We start from the raw sequence: 22,658 nt of genomic DNA, 5'->3' as shown, positions 1-22,658 counted from the left end.
GAGGAGAGACATAAATGGAAACCGTAACGAAAAAGAGTTTTATAACTCGCGATATTATGAAGAGTTCTATTTTAGGAGCATTTAAAAAATTAAATCCTTTATATATGATAAAAAATCCTGTCATGTTTGTAGTTGAAGTAGGCTTTATATTTGTAATTTTGTTAACGATATTCCCGAATATGATGGGCGATGTCACAGAAGAATCTGCCCGTCTCTATAATGCGATAGTGGCTATAATTTTGTTCATTACAATCTTATTTGCGAATTTCGCTGAATCCATTGCAGAAGGGCGTGGCAAAGCGCAAGTACAGTCACTTAAGAAAACAAAAACAGTGACAGAGGCATGCGTTTTACTTGCTGATGGAACGCAGGTGAAAAAACAAGCTGATGAACTTAAGAAAGGCGATATTGTCCTAGTGCAAGCCGGAGAGGTTATCCCAAACGATGGAGAAGTAATTGAAGGAATTGCTACTGTCGATGAATCAGCAATCACTGGAGAGTCAGCACCTGTTGTAAAAGAACGTGGAGGAGATTTTTCATCGGTTACAGGTGGAACGACGGTGACAAGTGATTGGCTGAAAATAGAAATCACCTCCCTTCCCGGTGAATCGTTTTTAGATAAGATGATCGCGCTTATTGAAGGTGCTAGCCGTAAGAAAACACCGAATGAAATTGCTCTAAATACGTTATTAGTCAGTCTAACGATTATCTTTTTACTAGTAGTTGTTACGCTTTATCCTATGACTACTTATCTACAAGTGCATATTCCGATCGCGACACTGGTTGCTTTGATCGTTTGTTTAATCCCGACGACAATTGGTGGGTTGTTATCTGCAATTGGAATAGCAGGGATGGATCGTGTAACCCAGTTTAATGTTATCGCTATGTCAGGAAAAGCTGTGGAATCATGCGGTGACGTGGATACATTGATTTTAGATAAAACAGGTACTATCACTTATGGAAATCGTTTTGCTTCTGAATTTTTACCTATCCAAGGTGTTGAAAAGAAAGAACTAATACGTGCTGCGTGGTTGAGTTCGTTGACAGATGATACTCCTGAAGGGAAATCGATTTTAGCTCTTGCATGTCAATTAGATGTCGATAGTACAAATGAAAAGATGGTTATTGAGACGAGTGAACATATTGCATTTTCGGCATATACACGTATGAGTGGACTTGATATGAAAGATGGAACGAAAATACGTAAAGGTTCCTATGATTCGATTAAGAATAAGAGTGTAAATGCTGGTTATGATGTACCAGAGGATTTGGAAAGTCTAGTTCATCAAGTATCATCTTTAGGTGGTACACCATTAGTTGTAATGAAGAATGATAAGATTCTTGGCGTTATTTATCTAAAAGATATCGTAAAACCCGGTCTGAAAGAGCGCTTTGAAAAACTTCGCTCAATGGGGATCAAGACCATTATGTGTACAGGTGATAACCCACTCACTGCCGCTACAATAGCAAAAGAATCCGGAGTGGATAGCTTTATCGCCGAAAGTAAGCCTGAAGATAAAATTAAGGTGATTAAGGATGAACAATCTAAAGGGAAGATTGTCGCTATGACAGGTGACGGTACAAACGATGCACCCGCTTTAGCGCAGGCCAATGTAGGCTTAGCTATGAACTCTGGGACCAACGCTGCGAAAGAAGCAGCAAATATGGTCGATCTAGACTCTAATCCTACCAAGATTATTGAGGTTGTAGAAATAGGAAAACAGTTACTAATGACTCGTGGAGCATTAACTACATTTAGCATTGCAAATGATGTAGCAAAATACTTCGCTATCATACCAGCTATGCTAATGGTTGCAGTACCAGAAATGAGTGCTCTAAATGTGATGCAATTAAACTCACCGACAAGTGCTATCATTTCAGCGCTAATCTTTAACGCAATAATCATCCCCCTATTAATCCCAGTTGCGATGAGGGGAGTTAAGTATGAGCCAATGAGTGCTTCAAAATTATTAAGAAGAAACTTGCTGGTTTATGGGTTAGGTGGCATTATCGCACCATTTATCGGTATTAAACTAATTGATTTAATTAGTGGACCAATATTGAACTTAATGGGCTTATAGGAGGGATAAACATGAAAGCATTTTTTAGAGATTCTAAACAAGCGTTGAAGATAACTTTATTGATGTTTGTGTTGTGTGGATTGCTTTATCCATTCGCTGTTACTGGGATGGCACAAGTGTTGTTCAATCACGAAGCAAACGGTAGTTTAATTGAGCTGGATGGCAAAGCGATAGGCTCAGAGAAATTAGGGCAGGCTTTTTCATCTCCTGAATTTTTCTGGGGGCGTGTTTCAGCAATCAATTACAACGTTTATACGAAAGAAGATATTGTTCCAGATGCCAAGGGAGAAACAAAGTATAATGGCGTAAGTTCAGGTACCTTTAACTATGCACCATCAAATCCTGAGTTAGAAAAAAGAATTGAAGCTGATATAGAGACATTTTTAAAAGCGAACCCTGGGGTAAAGCTTGAACAAATTACAACAGATTTAGTTACTGCATCTGGATCGGGTCTTGACCCACATATCAGTGTAGAGGCTGCAAAAATTCAAATAAAACGTATAGCGCAAGCAAGCGGCCTTTCTGAAGCTGAAGTGAAGGACATTGTGAAAACAAACACCGATAGACGATCACTTGGTGTGTTCGGAGAAGATAAAGTCAACGTCCTTGGTGCAAATTTAGATATTTATAAAAAAATGAAGGTAAAATAATTAGGGGAATATTAAGTGTGATAAAGAGGATAAAATTGCCGTTTAGTTACCGTATCTTATCGGTGCTCGGTGGCGTTATCGGTCAAGTGTGTTGGAATTGGTTAGAAATACATTCATTAATCGTTGATGAAAATTTACGTGAATATGGATATGGTATAAAACTTCTATTAGAAATAGAAAAGATTGCAATAGACACAGATTGTGAATTTTATCAAAAGATACACTAAGCTTTCAGGCATTAGGCTTTTATGAAAAGAATGGCTATGAGGTATTTGGTAGCATTGATAATGTTGGTAGAGACTATCAGCATTACTATTTGAAAAAGGAATTATAAAAAATACAAAAGAGCTGACCCAAAGTAGGTTTTTATCGACTTTGGGTCAGCTCTTTTGTAACTAGAATACTCCCCACATAAACTCCCGCATATCTCTAGATAAACTCCTAGATATCTTCATACTAGCTCCAGACAAGTCCTATATATTTTAGATATCAAGGAGGTTATAGAAATGAATTTTATTAAACGAGCATTTTTAAGTGTAAGAGCAAGAAAGGGAAAATCCCTTATCCTATTTACTGTATTTTTAGTCGTTGCTAATTTAACCTTAGCAGGATTCGCAATGCAAAATGTCACAGAAACAGCGAGTGATCTCGCTAGAAAAAAATTGGGCGTTGAAGTAACGCTAGGATTAGATCATGAAAAGCTTCAAAAATATATAGAAAAACAGGTAGAAGAAAATCCAAATGAAAGAATAAATATTCCGGAAATTTCCACGGATGAAGCAGATAAGTTAGCTAAATCATCCTATGTGAAAAATTTCAATTATCTAAAAGAAGCTTATGGTTTAGCGGATGGCTTTAAGCACATTGAAGATGAAAATGAAAGTGAAGGTGCGGTTGCTTTCGCTGGTGGAGGCCAAAATGAAGATAGGGAAATGCCTAATATAGCAATTACCGGCGTGAGAAGCTCTGATTTATTGAAAGGGTTTACAGAAGGAACGGAGAAAATCATTAAGGGGCGCCCCATAACAGCAGAAGATAAAGGTAAGAAAGTTGCCTTGGTTGAAAAACAATTAGCTAAACAAAACAAGCTAAAAGTTGGCGATAAGGTAAAGATCAAAACAGACGATGGAAAATCGAAAATAAAGGTAGAAATAATAGGGATTTATGAAGCATCCGATACTGGCCAAAGACCACCAATAGCGTTCTTAAATCCATCTAACAAAATATACGTTACGTGCGAATCTTTAAAAGGGTTTTCCAAAAATAAGGATATTAAGGGCACACCCATTGATAGCGCAGCGTATTACTTAACTGACCCAGATCATATCGATGCTTTTAAAGCACTGGGAAAGAAAACAGACATTGATTTTGACCTATTTAAACTAGATGCTCATGATGCCTTATATAAAAAAATGGTAGGCCCAATTGAGAACATGGCAGCCACTTCAAAATGGATTGTATATATGGTTTCAATTACTGGATCAATTATTCTAGGTCTTATCATAATGTTGACTATAAAAGAACGTCGGAAGGAGCTAGGTATCTTACTGGCAATTGGTGAGAAGAAAGGGAAGTTAATAGGTCAACTCTTAGTAGAAGTAGTATGTATAGCTGTTTTAGCATTTAGCCTTTCTATATTTACAGGTGGAGCAGTATCTCAAAAAATGGGAGACAGTCTATTACAGAAAGAAATTACGGCTTCTGAAGAGCAAGAAGATAATTCAGGGCAACAAAGACAATCGGGTATGGTTACGAGTAGTGCGAGTGTGATGAATGGTGACCTAGATAAAGATGTGGATCCTATTGATAATATTGATGTAAGTGTAACATCCCAAGATATTTTGAATTTAGGTGGGTTAGGTCTATTAATCGCAATTTTAGCGACACTTCTTCCAGCGTTATCGATTCTTCGATTGAATCCAAAAGATATTTTATTAAAAGACGAATAGAGGGATACACATGGATACTATATTACAATTCGAAAATCTGAATTATCACTATCACAGCAATAATAAAAAAATCAAAATTTTAGATAATGTAAACTTCTCGTTTCAAACTGGCTGCTTATATACTATTTTAGGACCATCAGGATCAGGGAAAACAACTACCCTTAGCTTAGCGAGTGGATTAGATATCCCAAGTAGTGGGAATGTAGTATACAAAGGAACAGATTTACGGAAGATAGGCCTGGATTCCTATCGAAACAAACATGTTTCGATTATCTTTCAATCATATAACCTCATAACGTATATGACAGCTCTTCAAAATGTAGTCACTGCAATGGAGATTACAGGGGTCGATGTGAAAGACAAAAAAGCAAGAGCACTTGAGTTATTAGCAAAGGTAGGCCTGACAGAAGTAGAAGCAAAAAGAAAAGTATTACAGCTTAGCGGTGGTCAGCAACAGCGTGTAGCGATTGCTCGTGCATTATCTTGTAATGTAGATTTATTAATTGCGGATGAACCAACTGGGAATCTAGATCAGGAAACTTCTATGGAAATTATCGAGCTATTTAAAGAACTTGCTCATAAAGAAAATAAATGCATCATTGTTGTGACGCATTCCCAAGCGGTGGCTAAACAATCAGATAAAGCGGTGTACCTAGAAAAAAGAAATTTAGTAGTCAAAGAGTTGAAAGGCAAATGAATAGTAAAACTTACAACGGTATAGAAGGGAACATTATTAATGAAGGTTCCAATGAAGGAGTGTAAGTTATAAATAATACATGCTTTAAAGATTCTAAAAAAGTCGGCAATCTTTTATCAGAGGGACGCCGGCTTTCCATTCAAAAAAATTAAGGGTAGTTGCCAGGGTGTTAGCCAGAAACAAAAGGTAAATGATATAAAATTTTAAAATAGAGTTAGTGGTATATATTGTTAAAAGAAGGGGTGGTAGAGATGAACGAAGAAAGTAGTTGTAATCTAGAGGGGATTAATAAGGGTATTTTAAAACAAATGGAACTAAAAAGAAGGGAAATCATTTCAAACATTTCGGATTTGCCTCCATCGAAAAAAGAAATTGTGATTAAAAACCTTGATGAATTAACTATATTAGCTAATAAATCCAATTTATGGCCTCTATTTTTAAGGCTTTAAGGTAGGTGATGCATGACAAAGCTTTTTAATTTAATTGTTTTCTATGAATAAAGCCGGTAAATATAATTTAGTGCACTTCCCGGTCGATTTAAGAGGACGGTACCAAGAGATTAGTATCTATCTTAAAGACGAAAATGGTAATGTTCGTGGTGGTAAATTAGGTCAAGTGTGTTGGAATTGGTTAGAAATAGAATTGTTAATAATAGATAAGGATTTCCGTGAATTTTGGTATGGCACGGAATAGAACACATAGCATTAGAAACTAATTGTGATTTCATAAATGTAGATACTCTAAGCTTCCAGATGTTAGATTTATATAAAAAATATAAAAGAGCTGTCCTAAAGTAGGTTTCTATCGACTTTGGGTCAGCTCTTTTGTAACTAAAAAACTCCCACATAAACTCCCGCATATCTATCGATAAACTCCTAGATATCTTCATACTAGCTCCAGACAAGTCCTATATATTTTAGATATCAAGGAGGTTATAGAAATGAATTTTATTAAACGAGCATTTTTAAGTGTAAGAGCAAGAAAAGGGAAATCCCTTATCCTATTTACTGTATTTTTAGTCGTTGCTAATTTAACCTTAGCAGGATTTGCAATGCAAAACGTCACAGAAACAGCGAATGATTTGGCTAGAAAAAAATTGGGGGTTGATGTCAGCCTTGGACTTGACTTCGAAAAACTCCAAAAAAGCGTAGCAAAACAAAGAGAAGAAAATCCAAATGGAGAAATACAGCGTCCACAACTTTCTTCAAAGGAAGCAGATCAGTTAGCTAACTCCCCATATGTAAAAGATTTTAACTATATAAGGATGGCGATGGGGTCAGCGGATGGCTTTACACCTATTAATAATGACAAAGGGGGAGCTGGGGAGAGTGCATCCATTAATGGAGGTGGAGGCCAAGGGGAAATGCCAAATACATCCATAACAGGCGTGAGAAGTTCTGATTTAGTTAAAGAGTTTAAAGAAGAAACTTATAAAATTATAAAGGGGCGTCCATTAACATCAGAAGATAAAAATAAGAAAGTAGCCATAGTTGAAGAAAGGTTAGCAAAACATAACAAGTTGAAAATTGGTGATAAGTTAAAGATTAAACACGATGAAACATCCACAATCAACTATGAAATAATAGGGATTTATAAAAGATCCGATGTAAATAGAAGTGAGGAAGCAGCACCACCAATGTTCCATCCATCTAATAAAGTGTATGTTTCTTACGGATCGTTAAAAGAGCTTTCAGAAAATAAAGATGCGAAGGGTACACCAATTGACGAAGCAATTTACTACTTAAAAGATCCAAATCATATCAATGCTTTTAAAGCAGCTGCAAAGAAAACAGATATTGATTTTGACCTATTTAAACTAGATGCTCATGATGTCTTATATAAAAAAATGATAGGCCCAATTGAGAACATGGCAGCCACTTCAAAATGGATTGTATACTTGGTCTCAATTACAGGATCAATTATCTTAGGTCTGATTATTATGTTGACAATAAAAGAACGTCGGAAAGAATTAGGGATCTTACTGGCGATTGGTGAGAAAAAAGGGAAATTAATAGGTCAACTCTTAGTAGAAGTAGTATGTATAGCTGTTTTAGCATTTAGCCTGTCTATATTTACAGGTGGGGCAGTGTCTCAAAAAATGGGCGATAGTCTATTACAGAAAGAAGTTGCTGTTTCTGAAGAGGAACAACAGCAGGGAGCAGATAATTTAGGATTCTCGTTTGGAATGGATATGGGACAAAATCAAGATGTAGGTCCTATTGATAATATTGATGTAAGTGTAACATCACAAGATATTTTGAATTTAGGTGGGTTAGGTCTATTAATCGCAATTTTAGCAACACTTCTTCCAGCATTATCGATTCTTCGATTAAATCCAAAAGACATTTTATTAAAAGACGAATAGAGGGATACACATGGATACTATATTACAATTCAAAAATCTGAATTATCATTATCACAGCAATAATAAAAAAATCAATATTTTAGATAATGTAAACTTTTCGTTTCAAACGGGATGCTTATATACCATTTTAGGACCATCAGGATCGGGAAAAACAACTACTCTTAGTTTAGCAAGTGGATTAGATGTTCCAAGAGGTGGTTATGTATTATACAACGGAAGGGATATACGGAAGATAGGCCTAGATACTTATCGAAACAAACACGTTTCGATTATCTTTCAATCGTATAACCTCATTACGTATATGACAGCTCTTCAAAATGTAGTCACCGCAATGGAGATTACAGGGGTCGATGTGAAAGACAAAAAAGAAAGAGCACTTGAGTTATTAAGTAAGGTAGGATTGACAGAAGTAGAAGCAAAAAGGAAGGTATTACAGCTTAGCGGTGGTCAGCAACAACGTGTGGCAATTGCTCGTGCACTATCTTGTAACGTAGATTTATTAATTGCGGATGAACCAACTGGGAATCTAGACCAAGAAACTTCTATGGGAATTATCGAGTTATTTAAAGAACTTGCTCATAAAGAAAATAAATGTATTATTGTCGTGACGCATTCCCAAGAGGTGGCTAAACAATCAGATAAAGCGGTGTATCTAGAAAAAAGAAATTTAGTAATTAAAAAGTTGTAACATGAATATTTAAGCTTAAGAAGTGTTTCGGTAACGTTGTTAAATAAAAAGTGAAATAGAACCATAAAAGCTAAAGTAGATCTAATTAGACAAAATGTATCGATAAAATGGTTTAAATCCATAAGAAAGGAATGAGAGAGATACGGATGAAAATAGTGACTTCTATTGGTCTAGTGACATTCGGCATTTTAATTGGTACGTATTTAAACCTTTTGAATTTAGGTGATAACATGGATTCTGATCCAAAAGAAGCAGATTCATATCAAGATAGCAGAATGCCAAATGCGCCAAATCCAGGGGGGATGACCCCTTCTAATAAAGATGGAACAATGACAGATCCAGGAGATATATTTCCTCCAAATCAAAACGATATGGAGCCAGATCCGGGAGAATTGTTTCCTCCAAACCAAAATGAGATGGAACCGGGTCAGAGAGAAATACCCCCTTCTGATCAAGAGGGGAGTGAGAGTGGTAGGGCAGGACCATCTAGTTGAGGTTCAGAAAATAGAAAGAATAATGGGATAGCCTCAAGATAGAATCAGAAGGTAAAGGTCCCCAACGAATGAGAATTAAATAATAGAGGTGTTGGCAGATGTGTTGCCTTTCAAATAAGTTTGATAAAAACAGCTTGTGGATTTAAAATCCCACAAGTTGTTTTTATTTGGAATATTTTCAGGTAGAATGAATTGTGGGTAAACATTTTTATTCACCAAAAGGTTAGAGCGGAGTGAATCTATTGGAACTAAGTGGTTGGATTTTTATGACGATTGCCGTATTCTATTGCCACTCGTTGTGTTGTTAGCTGCCTCATGAAGGACAAAAAAGTTGAAGAGTATTGATGTTGTGAGAATATAAGTTGTTCAAAGGTTAAATGTAGTTAACAATTTTACATAGAAAAACCCATTTTGAAATCTTTTTCAAAATGGATTTTTTCTTCTTCTTAAAAATTACCTTTTGCAAAAATAAAATTATAGAAATTTCTTTCAAAACTAAAATCTAAACTATTTTGTTGTTCACTTTGTGGATAAAGGAATGGTAACTAAAAATTGCACTCCTTGTTCAGTGTTATTTAAAGAATAGGTAATAGAAAGGGTTTCAAAAACTTGCTTTACAATATATAGCCCTAAGCCACTTCCACCAGTATTTCGATTTCTTGATTTTTCGATTCTATAAAACGGTTCGAAAATCTGCTGTAAATCCTCTTCTTTAATTTTAACACCTGTATTAATGACTTTAATTTGAATGTGTTGTTGTGAGTCCGCAGTTAAAGTTATATGTACTTCCTCTCCATGAGGTGAATACATAATCGCATTATGAACAATATTTTTGCAGGCTTTTTCTAATAGAACCCGATCTGTATAAACAAGCTGGTGAGAACCAATTTGTTTTATTATTTGAATGTCTTTTTGAGAAGCAAAAAATTCAAGGTCTTTTGTGATTGTATTAATTAATTCCGAGAGATTTACTTCTTCCAATTGTAGTTTAAAAGTATGTTGCTCTAATTTTGACATGCTTAAAATCTCACGAACCAGTTGTTCCATACTTTCAATAATTTGGTGATTTTTCTTTAAGTATTGGTCACGATTTTGATACGGACCAATATTATAAATCATTCCTTCTAAGTATCCTTTCATGACGGTGAGAGGAGTTTTTAATTCATGTGCTACTATTGAGAAAAATTCCCTGCGTTTTTGTTCTATTTTTCTTTCTTTTTCAATATCGCTTTTTAACTGTTGATTTGCTTTCTTTAAATCATGCATAGTATGTTGTAAATTAACTGACATATCATTTAAGCTATTGGATAATTCCGCTAGTTCATCATTGGATCGAACCTCAATTTTTTCAGAGAAATCCAAGTTCGCCATCTTTTGTGCCCCTTGATTAATATAAATGAGAGGTTTTGTGATGAACCGTGAATACAAATAAGCACTACCTAAACCAATAACAATTACAATAATACTAATATAAGGAAGGAAAAGGGCCAACACCTGTGAAGCTTCATTAATAGGCTGAAATGTTGCGAACACCACGAGTGTTAAGTTAACGTTTAGAAATTGAATAGGTATGGTAGCATTATATGAATTGGAATGGTTATCTGAATTCTCCACTGGACCTTTAGTAGCAGGCGTTATAACTGCCATCCCTTGACTATTACTACCGGTAAAGGAAAAGGTAGGAGAATAAATAATTCTTCCTTCTTGATCTTGAAGGTAGATTATTGCGTTATTTTTTAGTGCATATTTATCAAAAAGCGGTATTGCATTTTGAAAAGTAAGATCCTTGGATTTATCAATTATTTCTTCTATTCCTGTTTGAAGTTGATCTGTTTTATACTGTTCATAAAATGTAGGTAGAAAGAAGTATAAAGTTAGATACATCACTAATGCAAAGGCTAACAAAATAAGTGAAGTAATCCAAAAGAGTTTATAAGTAATTCGATTCATCTTTGTGATTTTTAATATTTTATTCATCGATTTTGTAACCAATGCCTTTTACTGTTTTAATATAAGGTATATCTAATTTTTTTCGTATGTTTTTAATATGTGTATCGATAATGCGTGTTTCACTACAATATTCATAGCCCCAAGCCTTTTCTATAATTCTTTCTCTTGTAAGTACTTTTTTTTCATTTTGGAGCAGTAGTTGCAGAATTTCGAATTCTTTTGTCGTTAATAGTATTTCAACCTCATTTACATATACTTTATATGCATCACAATCAACATGGACTTCTTTAAATACTAAATTGTTATCTGTACTTTGATCATAGCTTCTTCTCAGTACTGCTTCGACTCGTTTAATTAGAACAAGGAAAGAAAAAGGTTTAGTAATATAATCATCGATTCCAAGATCAAAGCCTTTCATTTGATCTTGTTCTTCTTCTAATGCGGTTAGCATAATAATTGGTACATTAGACTGTTTTCGAATCATTTGCACCATTTCAAATCCTCTAAGGTTTGGCATCATCACATCCAAAAGAATTAAATCATAGGATTGCTTATTAAATTGTTTCATTCCTTCTAATCCATCTGATGCAGTTTCAACGATATAGTTTTGTGTCATTAAAATTTGTTTTATTAACTCTTGAATTTCTTTGTCATCCTCTACCACAAGAATTTGATAGTTTCTCATTATATCACCTCTTATAGCATTATAACCGTGTTATCTGGAGTTTATGTGAAGATGCATTCGGAATAATAATTAGATAAATAAAGAAAATTTATATAAAAACTATGTTTATTTCCATACTAACACCATTTCAAAGCCCGTATACGAATGTATGAAAATCTTCGTATATCATGTTGAGTATTACTTTTAAGAGCTTAAATGTTCATGAATTAGAAGCCATTTATCGGACTCTTTTACAAAAATATTTGTAGCTCTGCCTTTCCCACTAGTATATTCGCCATTAATATATCCCTCATAGAAATATGTATAAATACAAGTTGCAGAGTTCTCTTTTTTATCTAACCATACAACATCATGTGCTTCGTAATTCTCATTTTTTACTATTGACCAGGCACTTTCAAAGTATTTTTGGATTTCTTTGAGACATGTACAAGTCTGATCTGAGAAAAAATAAACAGCATTAGGATGTAACAATTTTATTACTTGATTAAAATCATGAGTATTTGTTGCTTTAATATAACTATCTAAAATTTTCATTGTATCCTCCTTTGGATTGTATACCCTTATATAGTTTTAAAATTAGTATACTAACCCTTTTAATTGTCTGTCTGATTTTCCTTAAACTAGCCAAATATAATTCCTCATTCCATAGGGCTCTCTATTATTTCCAATAAAACAAACAATGCTAAAATATATATAAGACGATAAAAAAATAAATACCTTCATAAATCACCAATAATTTAAACAATAAAGGAGCATCACCAAATGAAAATCACAATCTTCGGTGCAACCGGACGAGTAGGAAACGAAGTATTACAATATGCCTTAGCTGATGGGCACGAAATTAAGGTACTTGTACGTTCAATAGAGAAATTGCCGGAACACCCAAATCTTCAAAAGGTTAAAGGTGATGTCAAAAGTTACGAAGATGTTGTCCTAGCTATTGAGCAGGCAGATGTAGTCATAAGTGCAGTTGGTACAGATAAAACGATAACATTATCAGAAGGTGTCCCAAATATTATTAGAGCTATGAAGCAACTAAATATTAAAAGAATCGTCACAATCGGTACAGCAGGTATTTTAGATAGTCGTGCTGAAAGCGGAAAACTACGCTACGAATCATCTGAGTCTAAACGAAAGCTAACTTTTGCGGCAGAAGAACATGCGAAAGCATTTCGTGCATTAGAAGCATCAGATTTAAATTGGACGATTGCTTGTCCTACCTATTTACCTGATGGCCCAGCTATTGGGGTATATCGAACAGAAAAAAATAGGTTACCATTAGACGGTGAGAAAATTACAGTAGGTGACACCGCTCACTTCGTTTATCAGGAATTATTCCAAAATGAATTTAATCACTCACGTGTCGGTTTGGCATACTAACTTAGAAAATGTAATTTCACAAAGAGGAATGGTGAGATCATATGGGAATGCGAAATAAAGCAATCTTTGCAGCTGTATCATTAGGTGTAGCTTTTGCAGGCTATATGACAATGAAGAAAGCAGGGGTGCAGATGTCATTATTTGAAGCCGTTGAGAAGCAAAATGTCAATGCTGTGAAAAAAGCGCTGAAATCTGAACAAAGTATTAATACACAAGATAGCAAAGGCCGCACAGCGCTTATGCTGGCGACATATAATAATGACGTGAAATCGGCAAAAGTGTTAATTGAAGCAGGAGCCGATGTAAATATTCAAGATGATATGCAAAACTCGCCCTTTTTATATGCTGGAGCAGAGGGCTATTTGGATATAGTGAAGCTGACTACAAAGGCAGGAGCAGATCCAAAACTGACAAATCGCTATGGTGGCATTGCTCTAATTCCAGCATCTGAGCATGGGTATGTTGATGTTGTAAAATTTTTATTAACTGAAACAAATAGTGATGTGAATCATATTAATAATCTGGGATGGACGGCGTTATTAGAAGCCATCATTTTAGGGGATGGCGGTAAAAAGCAGCAAGAAACAGTACGTGTTTTGTTAGAGTACGGGGCTAATCCAAATCTTGCGGATAGAGACGGTGTGACACCACTTGAGCACGCAGAAAAGCTTGATTTCAAGGAGATTGAAAACCTTTTAAGAAAATCTAGATATTAATTTTGATGATAAACTTGTTTGGTGGAATAGTTTTTTTATGATGAATTCGATCTTCATTTAATTCAGCTCGAAGCCCTTTATACGCACGATATTCACACCTTTACATGTGTAGTTAATTGGAGCGAAGGTGGCGACTTCTGAGGGAAAAGCGGGACAGTCCATGACCGTGCAGGAGCATAGCGACGAAGTGGCTTTGCACCCGCCCGCGGAAAGCATCCACCGTAACGGAGATCAACGGTCTTAACTATTTATAAATTTGTTAAAATAAAAATACTGTAGATAAACCCAAATTTCTGTGAGTTTGTCTACAGTCTGAGACTCGTCATAATGACGAGTCTTTTTCTATTTATACAAAAAACTGTTTACACTACTAAAATAATCCAGTATAGTACATTACAACAGTAATGTACTAATGACCAGTAAAGAAAGGAGGGCTTCAAATTGCAATTAAATAGTGATGGTACAAAGCCGATTTATGTTCAAATTGCTGAGTGGCTTGAAAATGAAATCATTGCAGAACATTTAAAGACGGACGATAAAGTGTACTCGCAATACCAGTTGGCAGAACTATTCAACATTAATCCAGCAACGGCTGGTAAAGGCTTAACCTTACTTTTGGAAGAACAAATAGTGTACAAGAAGAGGGGGCTTGGCATGTTTGTAACAGCAGAAGCGAAGAAAATGATTTTAGAGAAACGACGTAATGATCGACTAACCTTAATGATTCAGGAAATTGTGTTAGAAGCGAAGCGCCTCATGGTATCAGAGGATGAGTTGATCACTTTAATAAAACGGGCGAGTAGTAAAGAGGAGGGGAAATAATGTCGGTTATCCAATGCGAAAATATAGAAAAGAAATTCCGTAAAAAGAAGGCCTTACAAAATATTACTTTCCAAATTGAAGGAGAGAAGATCACCGGACTAATTGGTCGCAATGGGACGGGGAAAACAACATTATTACGTATTTTAGCTGGCTTTACGAAGCAAACTTCGGGCACAGTTACAATCTTTGATAAAACACCATTCAATAACCTCTTTGTATCAGCAAATAGCATTCTCATCAATGATCAAATGCAATTCCCTGGTTCATTTAATCTACGAGACATTCTGAACTTTGCACCCGAGTTTTACGGGAAATGGGATGCAGAGTTAGCAGCACGTTTACTACAATACTTCCGTTTAAACCCACAATCCTACCATTCTGATTTATCAAAAGGGATGAAAAACACCTTCAATTTTATATTCGGTTTAGCAACACGGTGTGATGTGACGATGTTCGATGAACCTATTAATGGTATGGATGAAGCGGTACGTAAGGATGTTTATCGAGCGTTATTAAAAGATTATTTGGCATATCCAAGAACAATAATCATTTCAAGTCACTTCCTTGATGAAATGGAACATTTACTTGAAGATATTTTACTTCTTGATGAAGGGAAAGTGGCTTTGCATAAATCTTTAGATGAACTGCGTGAGTATGCAATAGGTTTGCTAGGACCAACAGATGCAATAAAGAAGTGGACAGCTGGACTTGAGGTGTTACATGAAAAGCAAGTAGCTGGTAATCAGATGTACACCGTTCTAAAAGCACAGGATTGCACGTTCAATAAACAGCAATTACTGCTAGAAGGTATTTCATTTACACCTGTATCAGCAAATGACCTTTGCCAGTATTTGACGAACACAAGAACGGGGGGCATTGACGATGTCTTTAACGAATAAAACGTTTGTAGAAACCCTACAGGTTCAAGTGAAATTTAAATTTCATGCTTATTTAGGGATGGTCGTATACTTAATCATTTTACAAATTGTTGGCATGCTGTTGTCTCTTATAGGTTCTTCCAATGGGTTGTTAGATATAGATATAGCAGTAATTAATTTTTACGATTTTAGACCAACGGGGGTCCTCGTTTTAACATGTTTCTGGGCATTTTATATAGGTATGCTCATGATGAGACATGATCAGCGTGCAGATATTATGCCATTTGTTACGAACCGAACAATGAGTAGTATAGCGGATTCGGTCGTACTAGCAATAATAGCTATTTTTGCAGGCTTCACTACAATGTTATCTAATTATGTGGTACGAATTATAGTCACACTGAGATCAAATCACAATATTATTGTCAGGGAAGATATGTTTAGTGCACCAGGAGTATTTGTAGAGAATATTGCTGCTTTTATTGTAGTCATTTTATACGTGGCCGCAGTTGGATACTTTTTCGGCATGATTGCTCAGAAATCGAAGGTAGTATTTTGTATTATCATTGCAGTATGTTTCTCCATATTGTTTACTGAATTTGGTCAAGGGATTGCCCAAGCAATCATAGGACTAGGAACGCAGCCAATCTTATTTTTTATCGTAAGCATAATCGCAAGTGTTATTTTCTTCGTTTTAACAGCAATGATGGCAAATAATTTGGAGGTAAGGGGATAATGAACTTCGATTTTTTATTACTATTACCGTGTTTATTAATTCTTCTATTTATATTTTTCATTGTGATCTTCATACGTTCAAAGTCCAAGACCTTACGCACAAATCAACAACCATTAAAATTTTTCATTGGTATATATGTAACAATTCTTGTGGTGGCACCAATAATTTATGTCGTCATTCCTAAAAATGAAATGCAATACTTAACTAATACTGAACGAGAAAGACTAAGTGCTGAAAACAAGGCGCTTCATAAAGCCTTACTAAAAAGTAAAGCAGAAGGTAACATCGACCAGTTTTTAGTTGATGAATGGATTCAGTCTTTTAAAGGAAATTCACTACATCTAAAAATGGAGAATCCAAATAAAAGTACTTATCTAAGAGTAGTTGAAAGAAAGTCGGATTCAATAAACCATCAAATTATAGGGCAGTTATATCGTTCAAATTTTGTAGAGCAGAATCTAGAGATTACGAATAAATTAAATGTACCAACAATTACTTGGAGAGATTCAAAAACAATGACGGTTAGAAATCCAAAAGTTGTGAAATTATCTTATGTCCTAATGAGTGATAACGGTATTTTAAAAAGTAAAGATTCGATAGGGGGTAATTCATTACTAGAGTGGGAAGGAGATCGGTATTTTGAGAGTCCATACTATTTATTGCTTACTGTACCAAAAAACGTAAAGGTAACGATTGATGAAGGTTTAAGGATTTTTGATTAACGAATAATACAAGGGAGATGGAATAATGTCTTTGACATCTAAGGCTATAAAGAATCAATTAAAGTTGAAGTTAAATGTCCATGCTGACATGCTTGTCCACCTAATTGTATTACAGATAATAGGTATGATAATTTTCGCATTTAGTGGTTCAGGCCAGATGGGAAGGGGCTCAGAAAACTTCTCGTTAAAATTTATCATTTATTCACCTGCTGGAATTTTCATGCTTTCTGCACTCTGGATATTCTATGTAGCAATCACATTAACACGAAAGGAAACACGTCGTGAAATATTGCCTTATATACGAACTCCGAAGATCAATAGCATAACGGATATAATTATTTTAATATATATGAGCGCATTTTTAACTTTTACAATTATGTTATCAAATTATCTCTTATATGCCATATTAATTTTATTTACTAAGAAAGAATTTGTTGAAGGTATGGCCATCTTTAATGAGCCGAAAGTGTTCTTTATCAATACGGTTGCTGTTTTTATAGTGAGTATGGTTATTGCTGCTATCGGATATTTAATCGGAACACTGATACAAATTTCGAAGCTCTTTGTCTTAGTATTTATTGTGCTTTTTATTGGTTATATTAATTCGAAACTTAGCATGTTCATCGTTAATTATCTTTACGAGCAAAATCCAAACTTTTTATCATTTGCCATTTTTAATGTTGTTATCATCACTTTTTGCTTATTCGTAGCAAATATCATCGGTTCTCGTATGGAGGTGAAGGGAACATGAGTAGTTTATGGTTTATAACAATTATGCCGTTTATTATCTATTTACTAATTACGATTATAGTAGTTCGTTTTATTTTCAAAAAAGCGAAACATTTCCAGTTAACCAAACGTCCTACGAAAATAATCATAGGCATATATATTGTATTACTCGTTGCATCCGTAGCTTTATATCCAGCTCTTACATCATCAGATTCTTTATATTTAACAGATGAAAAGGTGCAAAAGCAGTTCAAGGCAAATAAGATTTTCGAAAAAAATGCTTTAGCAAATAAGCTAACAGAGGAAGACGAAAAGTATTTAGTAGATAAATGGACATATACTTTAAAGGGGAAAGAACTGTACTTAAAACAGGTATCTCTTGATGAATATATCAATAAACAAGTAATTGTTCATTGGACTGATGAAAGAAAGCAGCAAATTGAGGGTAAAGTTTATAAAACGCGTAATATCCTGTACAATTTGGATTTTTCAGAGAAAGTTAAGCCGACTGTGATTAGCTGGTCAGATCAGCATACATTAAATTTTAAAAAACCTGATCCATATACACTCGAAGGTAATATTTTCACAGATGAAATTGGTCTTTTCCCATTTGCTAACAGAGGTTTTGACGCATTTGATTTTGATCAAAAGATCGGAGTTGATGGTTCTACTTATGTCATTCTGAAAGTGCCAAAACATATTAATGTATTAGATGAAAATGGTTTGAGAATGTATCCAGAAGTTGAATATTGATACCTAATGAATATAGTTGATAGTAATATGTCAATGATTGTAATGAAGCAAAGAAGAGACGAAAGAAACGAGCGATGCCCATTGAAGAAGATTTTACGAATAATGATCGGCTTAGTACTAGTTGTGATCTTTTGTATAGGAAACAACAAAGGGCTAGTCACAACGACGTATAAAATAGAGTCTAAGAAATTACCAAAATCTTTCGATGGAATGCGCATCGTTCAAGTTTCTGATTTACATGATGCTACATTTGGCGATGAACAGGAGCGCCTTTTAAAAGAGGTATTAGAAGCAAAACCTGACGCTATTTTCCTAACGGGAGATATTATTGATCGTAACCGTTATGATTTAGAAAGTAGTATGCAGGCTGTGGCTGGTTTTGTGAAAATTGCACCTGTTTATTATGTTACAGGTAACCATGAAATAGCGGTAAATAGAGTTCCTGAAATTAAAGGGGCACTTATTGAACTGGGCGTTAAAGTATTATCAAACAGTACCATTCCTTTTGAAAAGGGTGGAGAGACGATTCAAATTGTAGGTATTGAAGACCCACTTGCAGGAACAGACACACAAGCAATGTTAGATACTGCTCTTCTCCACCAATCAAATGATACTTTTAAGCTTTTATTAGCTCATCGTCCTGAAAATATGAAAATATATGCTGAAAATAAAATTGATATAGCGTTTTCTGGTCATGCGCATGGGGGCCAATTCCGTTTACCAGGTGTTGGTGGTCTTATCGCACCAGGACAAGGATTTTTCCCGAAATATACGTCTGGTACAGTTGAAATCGATAATATGACTCAAGTTATAAGTAGGGGGCTAGGCAATAGCCTAATGCCTGTTCGATTATTTAATTTACCTGAAGTCGTTGTAGTGGAATTACATTCTATAAAATAATAATAGGTCGCTAAGTACTGATAAATATTTCAGTACTTAGCGACCTTTTTAATATTAAAAATTCGCATCAAAAAGAAATTTTAATCTCCACAGTAAAGTCTTTGAAACACTTGTGTTGTCAAAGACGTCCCATCTCTATAGATCTTTTCACCAACGGCCATTTTCATAAGTGCCTGCATGGCATTTGAGCCAATGCCAGCACCAACGGGTTGGAAAAAAGGTGTAGCTTCGAACTTCAACATCTAATTGTCTTTTTTGAAGGGCAATTGCAGCACATAAGTCGCCTATGCCGCAACCAATAATTGCAATTTTCAATTATAATCAAACCTTTCAGAAACAGATTATTCGTTTTAAGTATAGGTTATAACGTAGGTGTTTGTGTCTATTACACTTATGTTTCATAAATAGGACTAGTCTCGTTTACATTAAGTTGTTAAAATATTCATACAGATATCATTGGTCGTTATAAGTTCACATAATCGATAATTATTAATAAAAGGAGGGTGACATATAAGGTGAACAATTATTATTTACAAAATAGAGTGTCACTACCTGAACAACAACCAGCTCAAGCCGGTGAAAATAATAATGTGTTAAAGCCCTATTTAGATGTACAAACAGTTAGACGATTGAAAGAAAAGTATATTGCTCAAGCACAGGAACGTTTACCGATATATTTTTCTGCAAATAAGCGAGTTAAAATGCAATCGCTTACAGAAGAGGAATTTCAACAACAAGGATTACCAAAGGAAATATTCTGGAAGATGGTTGAATTTAATGTGAGTACAAAAGGTGGGATTTCTTTTGATCGACTTCCTGCTATTGGCGAGCATATCGATTATTTAGCTTCCGAATTTATCACATATAAAATGCGTATCGAACGTGATTTTGAAAGTGAAGAACAAGTGGCGCAGCTTGCTAAACTAGATGAAATTTTTGGTCGTGGGTTAACAAGAATATCGAATGCTTATATTGATTCCGTAGGTGCATTTTTTGAAAGAAATGAAGTAATAGGAGAAGCAGCTTTAATGGAGCAATCGATTAAAGGAATTTATCAATATAAGCTTGCTAAATACGGGGATTTTGTTGAAGCAAACCCCGATTACACTTTTATTAAAGGTACATCGGATGCATGGTTGGAACGAGATTCGTATTTTATGGGGGATATTCTACGCTTAGTTATTGCTAAAATAGATGAGAACCGTATTAAGATTAAAGAAAATCCGTATACAACATTGGAATTAAATGCGGTGGCAAATTTTTATCAAGCGGTACAACGTCGATTAACTAACCAAAAATCAACTTCCGTAAGCGAGGAACAGCTGGGAATAGAGCTTGGATTTTTAGGTATGAAGTTAGAATTGCTGATTCAAAAAGACGGCGTATCACCAGAACTAGCTAGCAAGATGGAGACTGCGTATTTATCATTCTTTAACTATAAAATAGAAGATATAAATCAACGTCAAGAAGAGACAAAAAATAATCCGTATACTAGGAATCGCGAAGCATATGGCGAATTGAATTGTGAAATGGTTGAAGATTGGGCGAAACGGTTGCGTAATAGCCTACAGGATAAAGAACCTCAACATGGATTCGATACAACTATCTCTGCAGCTTACGATTCATTCCAAAATAAAGTGCAACAAGAAAGTAGATTGGAACGCTACCAAGAGCCGAATGATTGGGATGTGTTTTACGAGAAATCGCCAATGAATAATTACCAAGTTGAACGCCCAGATGCATTCAGTCATAACACGTTAGTATCAGATTGGAATGACTTTATAGCTGATATAATAGGCGATAATAAAATTCTTTTTCATAAATAAGAGGAAATTTACATTGTGTTTTATTTCTATAAATTTTATATGTAAAAGGTTTAAGAACTTGGGTGAAGGGTTATTTGTTATTCCCCATTAAAAATACTCAATTTAGTTAATATTTAGGTTCACTGATGCTGATTTTTCATACAAGATTATACTCCTTTACTGGTCATTAAGTTTTTAAAGTGTAATGTTCTTCAATAGTAAACACCGGCACTTTTGTTCGATTTTGAACAGAAAGTGCCGGTGTTTTTTTGTATTTTCCTTATTCTTCATTTAATAGCTTAAAGAAACATTTTAAATTCACCGCAAATATTGTTGTAGCTCCTTGGACTTCTGGCCAAATAAACCCGCCGATTTTGCCGTATTGTAGCCATGCGGATTTTTTAACACACTATTCTTCGCTTCAATTCTATAGCGCTTTTTCGCTAAGTCTTTGAATCTTTCCGTTTCTTGAAAAGTTCTTGCTCTTCATGTTCGGTTTATTTTATGGAAACTGAATCCGTTTTGTTTTTGGCACATAGTTTATTGGAGTGCAGGCGGCGACTCCTTGGGGAACTAGCGAACATCTTGAGACCCCGCAGGAGCGTTAGTGACGAGGAGGCTCAAGGTTCGTCCCCAGGAAAGCGTCCGCCGGAACGGAAATTAACGGCATCGAAGAAAAAGCCATGGCTAAAATTCATTTTATGGACTTTTTCAGTGCCCTCTATTTCACCGCGGGCATTTTATATTTACATTTATTGTTATGGTGACTTCATATAAAATGAATGTAGATTGATTAGATGGGAGAAGGGGTCTCGTGTCATTTTTTATCTTTATTGTAATTGGTTTTGCAGGAAACTTCATTGGCACACTGAGTGGCGGTGGTGGATTGATTTCTTTACCGACAATGCTGCTTTATGGTTTGCCCGTGCATTCTGCTATTGGAGCAAATAAAGTAGCGAATACAGTTAGTTCATTTACTAGCTTTCTAGTAATCTTTAAAGAAAAAGAAATCACGTTAAAGGAATCAGGTATAGTATTAGTTACTTGTTTATTAGGCGGAGCAACGGGAGGAATGGTTGCCTCGTTAATGAGCGGAGATACATTGACACTAGTAGCAATTTTTTTATTAGGCTTTGCTTTTATAACATCATTATTAAAGAAAAGTAATTTTGAAGGGGAAGAACAATTTAAGCTGAATATTAAAACCGGTTCATCGTTATTTGGAATTGGTATGTATGATGGGATGTTTGGACCTGGCAGTGGTACGTTACAGATGTATTTATATGCAAGTCAGAAAATCGCTTATATCCGTGCAGTAGGCTTAAATAGGGTAGGTGTTTTTGCAGGGTGCTTTGGTAGTTCTATCACATACATTTCGACAGGGAAAATCGAATGGCCGCTGACAATTGCTTTAATGTTTGGCGGTATAATTGGCGCACAAGTAGGCATTAAAGTGGCGCGTAAAATGAATGTTAAATATGTTAATCCTCTATTACGGGGTATTACGCTCTTATTAATCATACAAATTATTATTAATTATTATAAGTAATTGATTAAATAATAGGCTTTTTCAAATTTTCAAACAAGAAAAGGGGATTCCAGACTGTAGATAAACTTGAAGAAATTCAAGTTTATCTACTTCTATTTTAAAAGGAAGT

Annotated in this window: 23 protein-coding genes and 3 pseudogenes; 21 read left to right on the top strand and 5 right to left on the bottom strand. The window is 35.0% G+C overall.

The window, feature by feature from the left end; genetic code table 11:
- Positions 1 to 14: 14 nt before the first annotated feature.
- The 10 genes and pseudogenes from kdpB to ACZLO7_RS21675 all read left to right on the top strand — a co-directional run bounded on the left by kdpB (position 15) and on the right by ACZLO7_RS21675 (position 8,924).
- Entirely contained in the window at positions 15 to 2,081 is a 2,067-nt protein-coding gene (kdpB, locus tag ACZLO7_RS21720; protein ID WP_464938493.1) for a potassium-transporting ATPase subunit KdpB, read from the top strand.
- Between the two features lie 11 nt (positions 2,082 to 2,092).
- Positions 2,093 to 2,731 carry a K(+)-transporting ATPase subunit C gene (gene kdpC, locus ACZLO7_RS21715; protein WP_464938494.1) on the top strand — a complete coding sequence of 213 codons (639 nt, stop codon included), beginning with the start codon at positions 2,093 to 2,095 and terminating at the stop codon, positions 2,729 to 2,731.
- Positions 2,732 to 2,793: 62 nt separating this feature from the next.
- Positions 2,794 to 3,065: pseudogene (locus tag ACZLO7_RS21710) on the top strand (GNAT family N-acetyltransferase); the annotation flags it as partial.
- A gap of 172 nt (positions 3,066 to 3,237) precedes the next feature.
- Positions 3,238 to 4,680 carry an ABC transporter permease gene (locus tag ACZLO7_RS21705; protein WP_464938495.1) on the top strand — a complete coding sequence of 481 codons (1,443 nt, stop codon included), beginning with the start codon at positions 3,238 to 3,240 and terminating at the stop codon, positions 4,678 to 4,680.
- 10 nt (positions 4,681 to 4,690) lie between these two features.
- A complete protein-coding gene (locus tag ACZLO7_RS21700; RefSeq protein ID WP_464938496.1) occupies positions 4,691 to 5,377 on the top strand; it encodes an ABC transporter ATP-binding protein in 687 nt (228 codons plus the stop codon).
- Between the two features lie 251 nt (positions 5,378 to 5,628).
- The gene (locus ACZLO7_RS21695) at positions 5,629 to 5,826 is read left to right on the top strand and encodes a hypothetical protein (RefSeq protein WP_464938497.1); all 198 of its coding nucleotides are present in this window, start codon (positions 5,629 to 5,631) and stop codon (positions 5,824 to 5,826) included.
- Positions 5,827 to 5,869: 43 nt separating this feature from the next.
- A pseudogene (locus tag ACZLO7_RS21690) lies at positions 5,870 to 6,153 on the top strand (GNAT family N-acetyltransferase); the annotation flags it as partial.
- Between the two features lie 164 nt (positions 6,154 to 6,317).
- Complete coding sequence (locus ACZLO7_RS21685; RefSeq protein ID WP_464938498.1) at positions 6,318 to 7,742, top strand: ABC transporter permease; 1,425 nt, start codon at positions 6,318 to 6,320, stop codon at positions 7,740 to 7,742.
- 10 nt (positions 7,743 to 7,752) lie between these two features.
- Positions 7,753 to 8,430 carry an ABC transporter ATP-binding protein gene (locus ACZLO7_RS21680; RefSeq protein WP_464938499.1) on the top strand — a complete coding sequence of 226 codons (678 nt, stop codon included), beginning with the start codon at positions 7,753 to 7,755 and terminating at the stop codon, positions 8,428 to 8,430.
- A 146-nt stretch (positions 8,431 to 8,576) separates the two neighbouring features.
- Positions 8,577 to 8,924, top strand: a complete 348-nt coding sequence (locus tag ACZLO7_RS21675) for a hypothetical protein (protein WP_464938500.1) — start codon at positions 8,577 to 8,579, stop codon at positions 8,922 to 8,924.
- Between the two features lie 519 nt (positions 8,925 to 9,443).
- On the opposite strand, the gene ACZLO7_RS21670 is transcribed toward ACZLO7_RS21675, so the two are convergent.
- The 3 genes from ACZLO7_RS21670 to ACZLO7_RS21660 all read right to left on the bottom strand — a co-directional run bounded on the left by ACZLO7_RS21670 (position 9,444) and on the right by ACZLO7_RS21660 (position 12,093).
- The gene (locus ACZLO7_RS21670; protein WP_464938501.1) at positions 9,444 to 10,901 is read right to left on the bottom strand and encodes a sensor histidine kinase; all 1,458 of its coding nucleotides are present in this window, start codon (positions 10,899 to 10,901) and stop codon (positions 9,444 to 9,446) included.
- Positions 10,894 to 11,559, bottom strand: a complete 666-nt coding sequence (locus ACZLO7_RS21665) for a response regulator transcription factor (protein WP_464938502.1) — start codon at positions 11,557 to 11,559, stop codon at positions 10,894 to 10,896. Before ACZLO7_RS21665 ends, ACZLO7_RS21670 begins: the two co-directional genes overlap by 8 nt.
- 183 nt (positions 11,560 to 11,742) lie before the next feature.
- Positions 11,743 to 12,093 carry a YybH family protein gene (locus tag ACZLO7_RS21660; protein WP_464938503.1) on the bottom strand — a complete coding sequence of 117 codons (351 nt, stop codon included), beginning with the start codon at positions 12,091 to 12,093 and terminating at the stop codon, positions 11,743 to 11,745.
- Between the two features lie 228 nt (positions 12,094 to 12,321).
- Here ACZLO7_RS21660 and ACZLO7_RS21655 point away from each other — a divergent pair, with 228 nt between their 5' ends.
- The 9 genes from ACZLO7_RS21655 (at position 12,322) to ACZLO7_RS21615 (ending at position 19,195) form a co-directional block, all read left to right on the top strand.
- Complete coding sequence (locus tag ACZLO7_RS21655; RefSeq protein WP_464938504.1) at positions 12,322 to 12,939, top strand: NAD(P)-dependent oxidoreductase; 618 nt, start codon at positions 12,322 to 12,324, stop codon at positions 12,937 to 12,939.
- A gap of 41 nt (positions 12,940 to 12,980) precedes the next feature.
- Positions 12,981 to 13,655: an ankyrin repeat domain-containing protein gene (locus ACZLO7_RS21650; RefSeq protein ID WP_464938505.1), complete on the top strand. Its 675-nt coding sequence runs from the start codon at positions 12,981 to 12,983 to the stop codon at positions 13,653 to 13,655.
- 441 nt (positions 13,656 to 14,096) lie between these two features.
- Complete coding sequence (locus ACZLO7_RS21645; protein ID WP_464938506.1) at positions 14,097 to 14,477, top strand: GntR family transcriptional regulator; 381 nt, start codon at positions 14,097 to 14,099, stop codon at positions 14,475 to 14,477.
- Positions 14,477 to 15,376: an ATP-binding cassette domain-containing protein gene (locus tag ACZLO7_RS21640; protein WP_464938507.1), complete on the top strand. Its 900-nt coding sequence runs from the start codon at positions 14,477 to 14,479 to the stop codon at positions 15,374 to 15,376. Before ACZLO7_RS21645 ends, ACZLO7_RS21640 begins: the two co-directional genes overlap by 1 nt.
- Positions 15,360 to 16,091, top strand: coding sequence for a hypothetical protein (locus ACZLO7_RS21635; RefSeq protein ID WP_464938508.1), 732 nt, complete (start codon positions 15,360 to 15,362; stop codon positions 16,089 to 16,091). Before ACZLO7_RS21640 ends, ACZLO7_RS21635 begins: the two co-directional genes overlap by 17 nt.
- Entirely contained in the window at positions 16,091 to 16,813 is a 723-nt protein-coding gene (locus ACZLO7_RS21630) for a hypothetical protein (protein WP_464938510.1), read from the top strand. Before ACZLO7_RS21635 ends, ACZLO7_RS21630 begins: the two co-directional genes overlap by 1 nt.
- 25 nt (positions 16,814 to 16,838) lie before the next feature.
- Positions 16,839 to 17,564: a hypothetical protein gene (locus ACZLO7_RS21625; protein ID WP_464938511.1), complete on the top strand. Its 726-nt coding sequence runs from the start codon at positions 16,839 to 16,841 to the stop codon at positions 17,562 to 17,564.
- A complete protein-coding gene (locus ACZLO7_RS21620; RefSeq protein ID WP_464938512.1) occupies positions 17,561 to 18,295 on the top strand; it encodes a hypothetical protein in 735 nt (244 codons plus the stop codon). The genes ACZLO7_RS21625 and ACZLO7_RS21620 overlap by 4 nt, the downstream gene beginning before the upstream one ends.
- Positions 18,296 to 18,322: 27 nt before the next feature.
- On the top strand, positions 18,323 to 19,195 hold the full coding sequence (locus ACZLO7_RS21615; RefSeq protein ID WP_511261374.1) for a metallophosphoesterase: 873 nt from the start codon (positions 18,323 to 18,325) through the stop codon (positions 19,193 to 19,195).
- A gap of 80 nt (positions 19,196 to 19,275) precedes the next feature.
- Here the strand turns inward: ACZLO7_RS21615 and ACZLO7_RS21610 are convergent, their stop codons facing one another.
- Entirely contained in the window at positions 19,276 to 19,437 is a 162-nt protein-coding gene (locus tag ACZLO7_RS21610; RefSeq protein ID WP_464938514.1) for a hypothetical protein, read from the bottom strand.
- Positions 19,438 to 19,710: 273 nt separating this feature from the next.
- Between ACZLO7_RS21610 and ACZLO7_RS21605 the strand changes: the two genes are divergently transcribed.
- On the top strand, positions 19,711 to 21,021 hold the full coding sequence (locus ACZLO7_RS21605) for a hypothetical protein (protein ID WP_464938515.1): 1,311 nt from the start codon (positions 19,711 to 19,713) through the stop codon (positions 21,019 to 21,021).
- Between the two features lie 259 nt (positions 21,022 to 21,280).
- Here ACZLO7_RS21605 and ACZLO7_RS21600 read toward each other — a convergent pair.
- A pseudogene (locus ACZLO7_RS21600) lies at positions 21,281 to 21,474 on the bottom strand (IS5/IS1182 family transposase); the annotation flags it as partial.
- 340 nt (positions 21,475 to 21,814) lie between these two features.
- Between ACZLO7_RS21600 and ACZLO7_RS21595 the strand changes: the two are divergent.
- Positions 21,815 to 22,549, top strand: coding sequence for a sulfite exporter TauE/SafE family protein (locus ACZLO7_RS21595; RefSeq protein WP_464938516.1), 735 nt, complete (start codon positions 21,815 to 21,817; stop codon positions 22,547 to 22,549).
- The last annotated feature ends 109 nt before the right edge of the window (positions 22,550 to 22,658 follow it).

It is taken from the genome of Viridibacillus sp. d25.2, from assembly GCF_055456015.2.
This window is presented reverse-complemented; position numbering and strand designations above follow the sequence as displayed.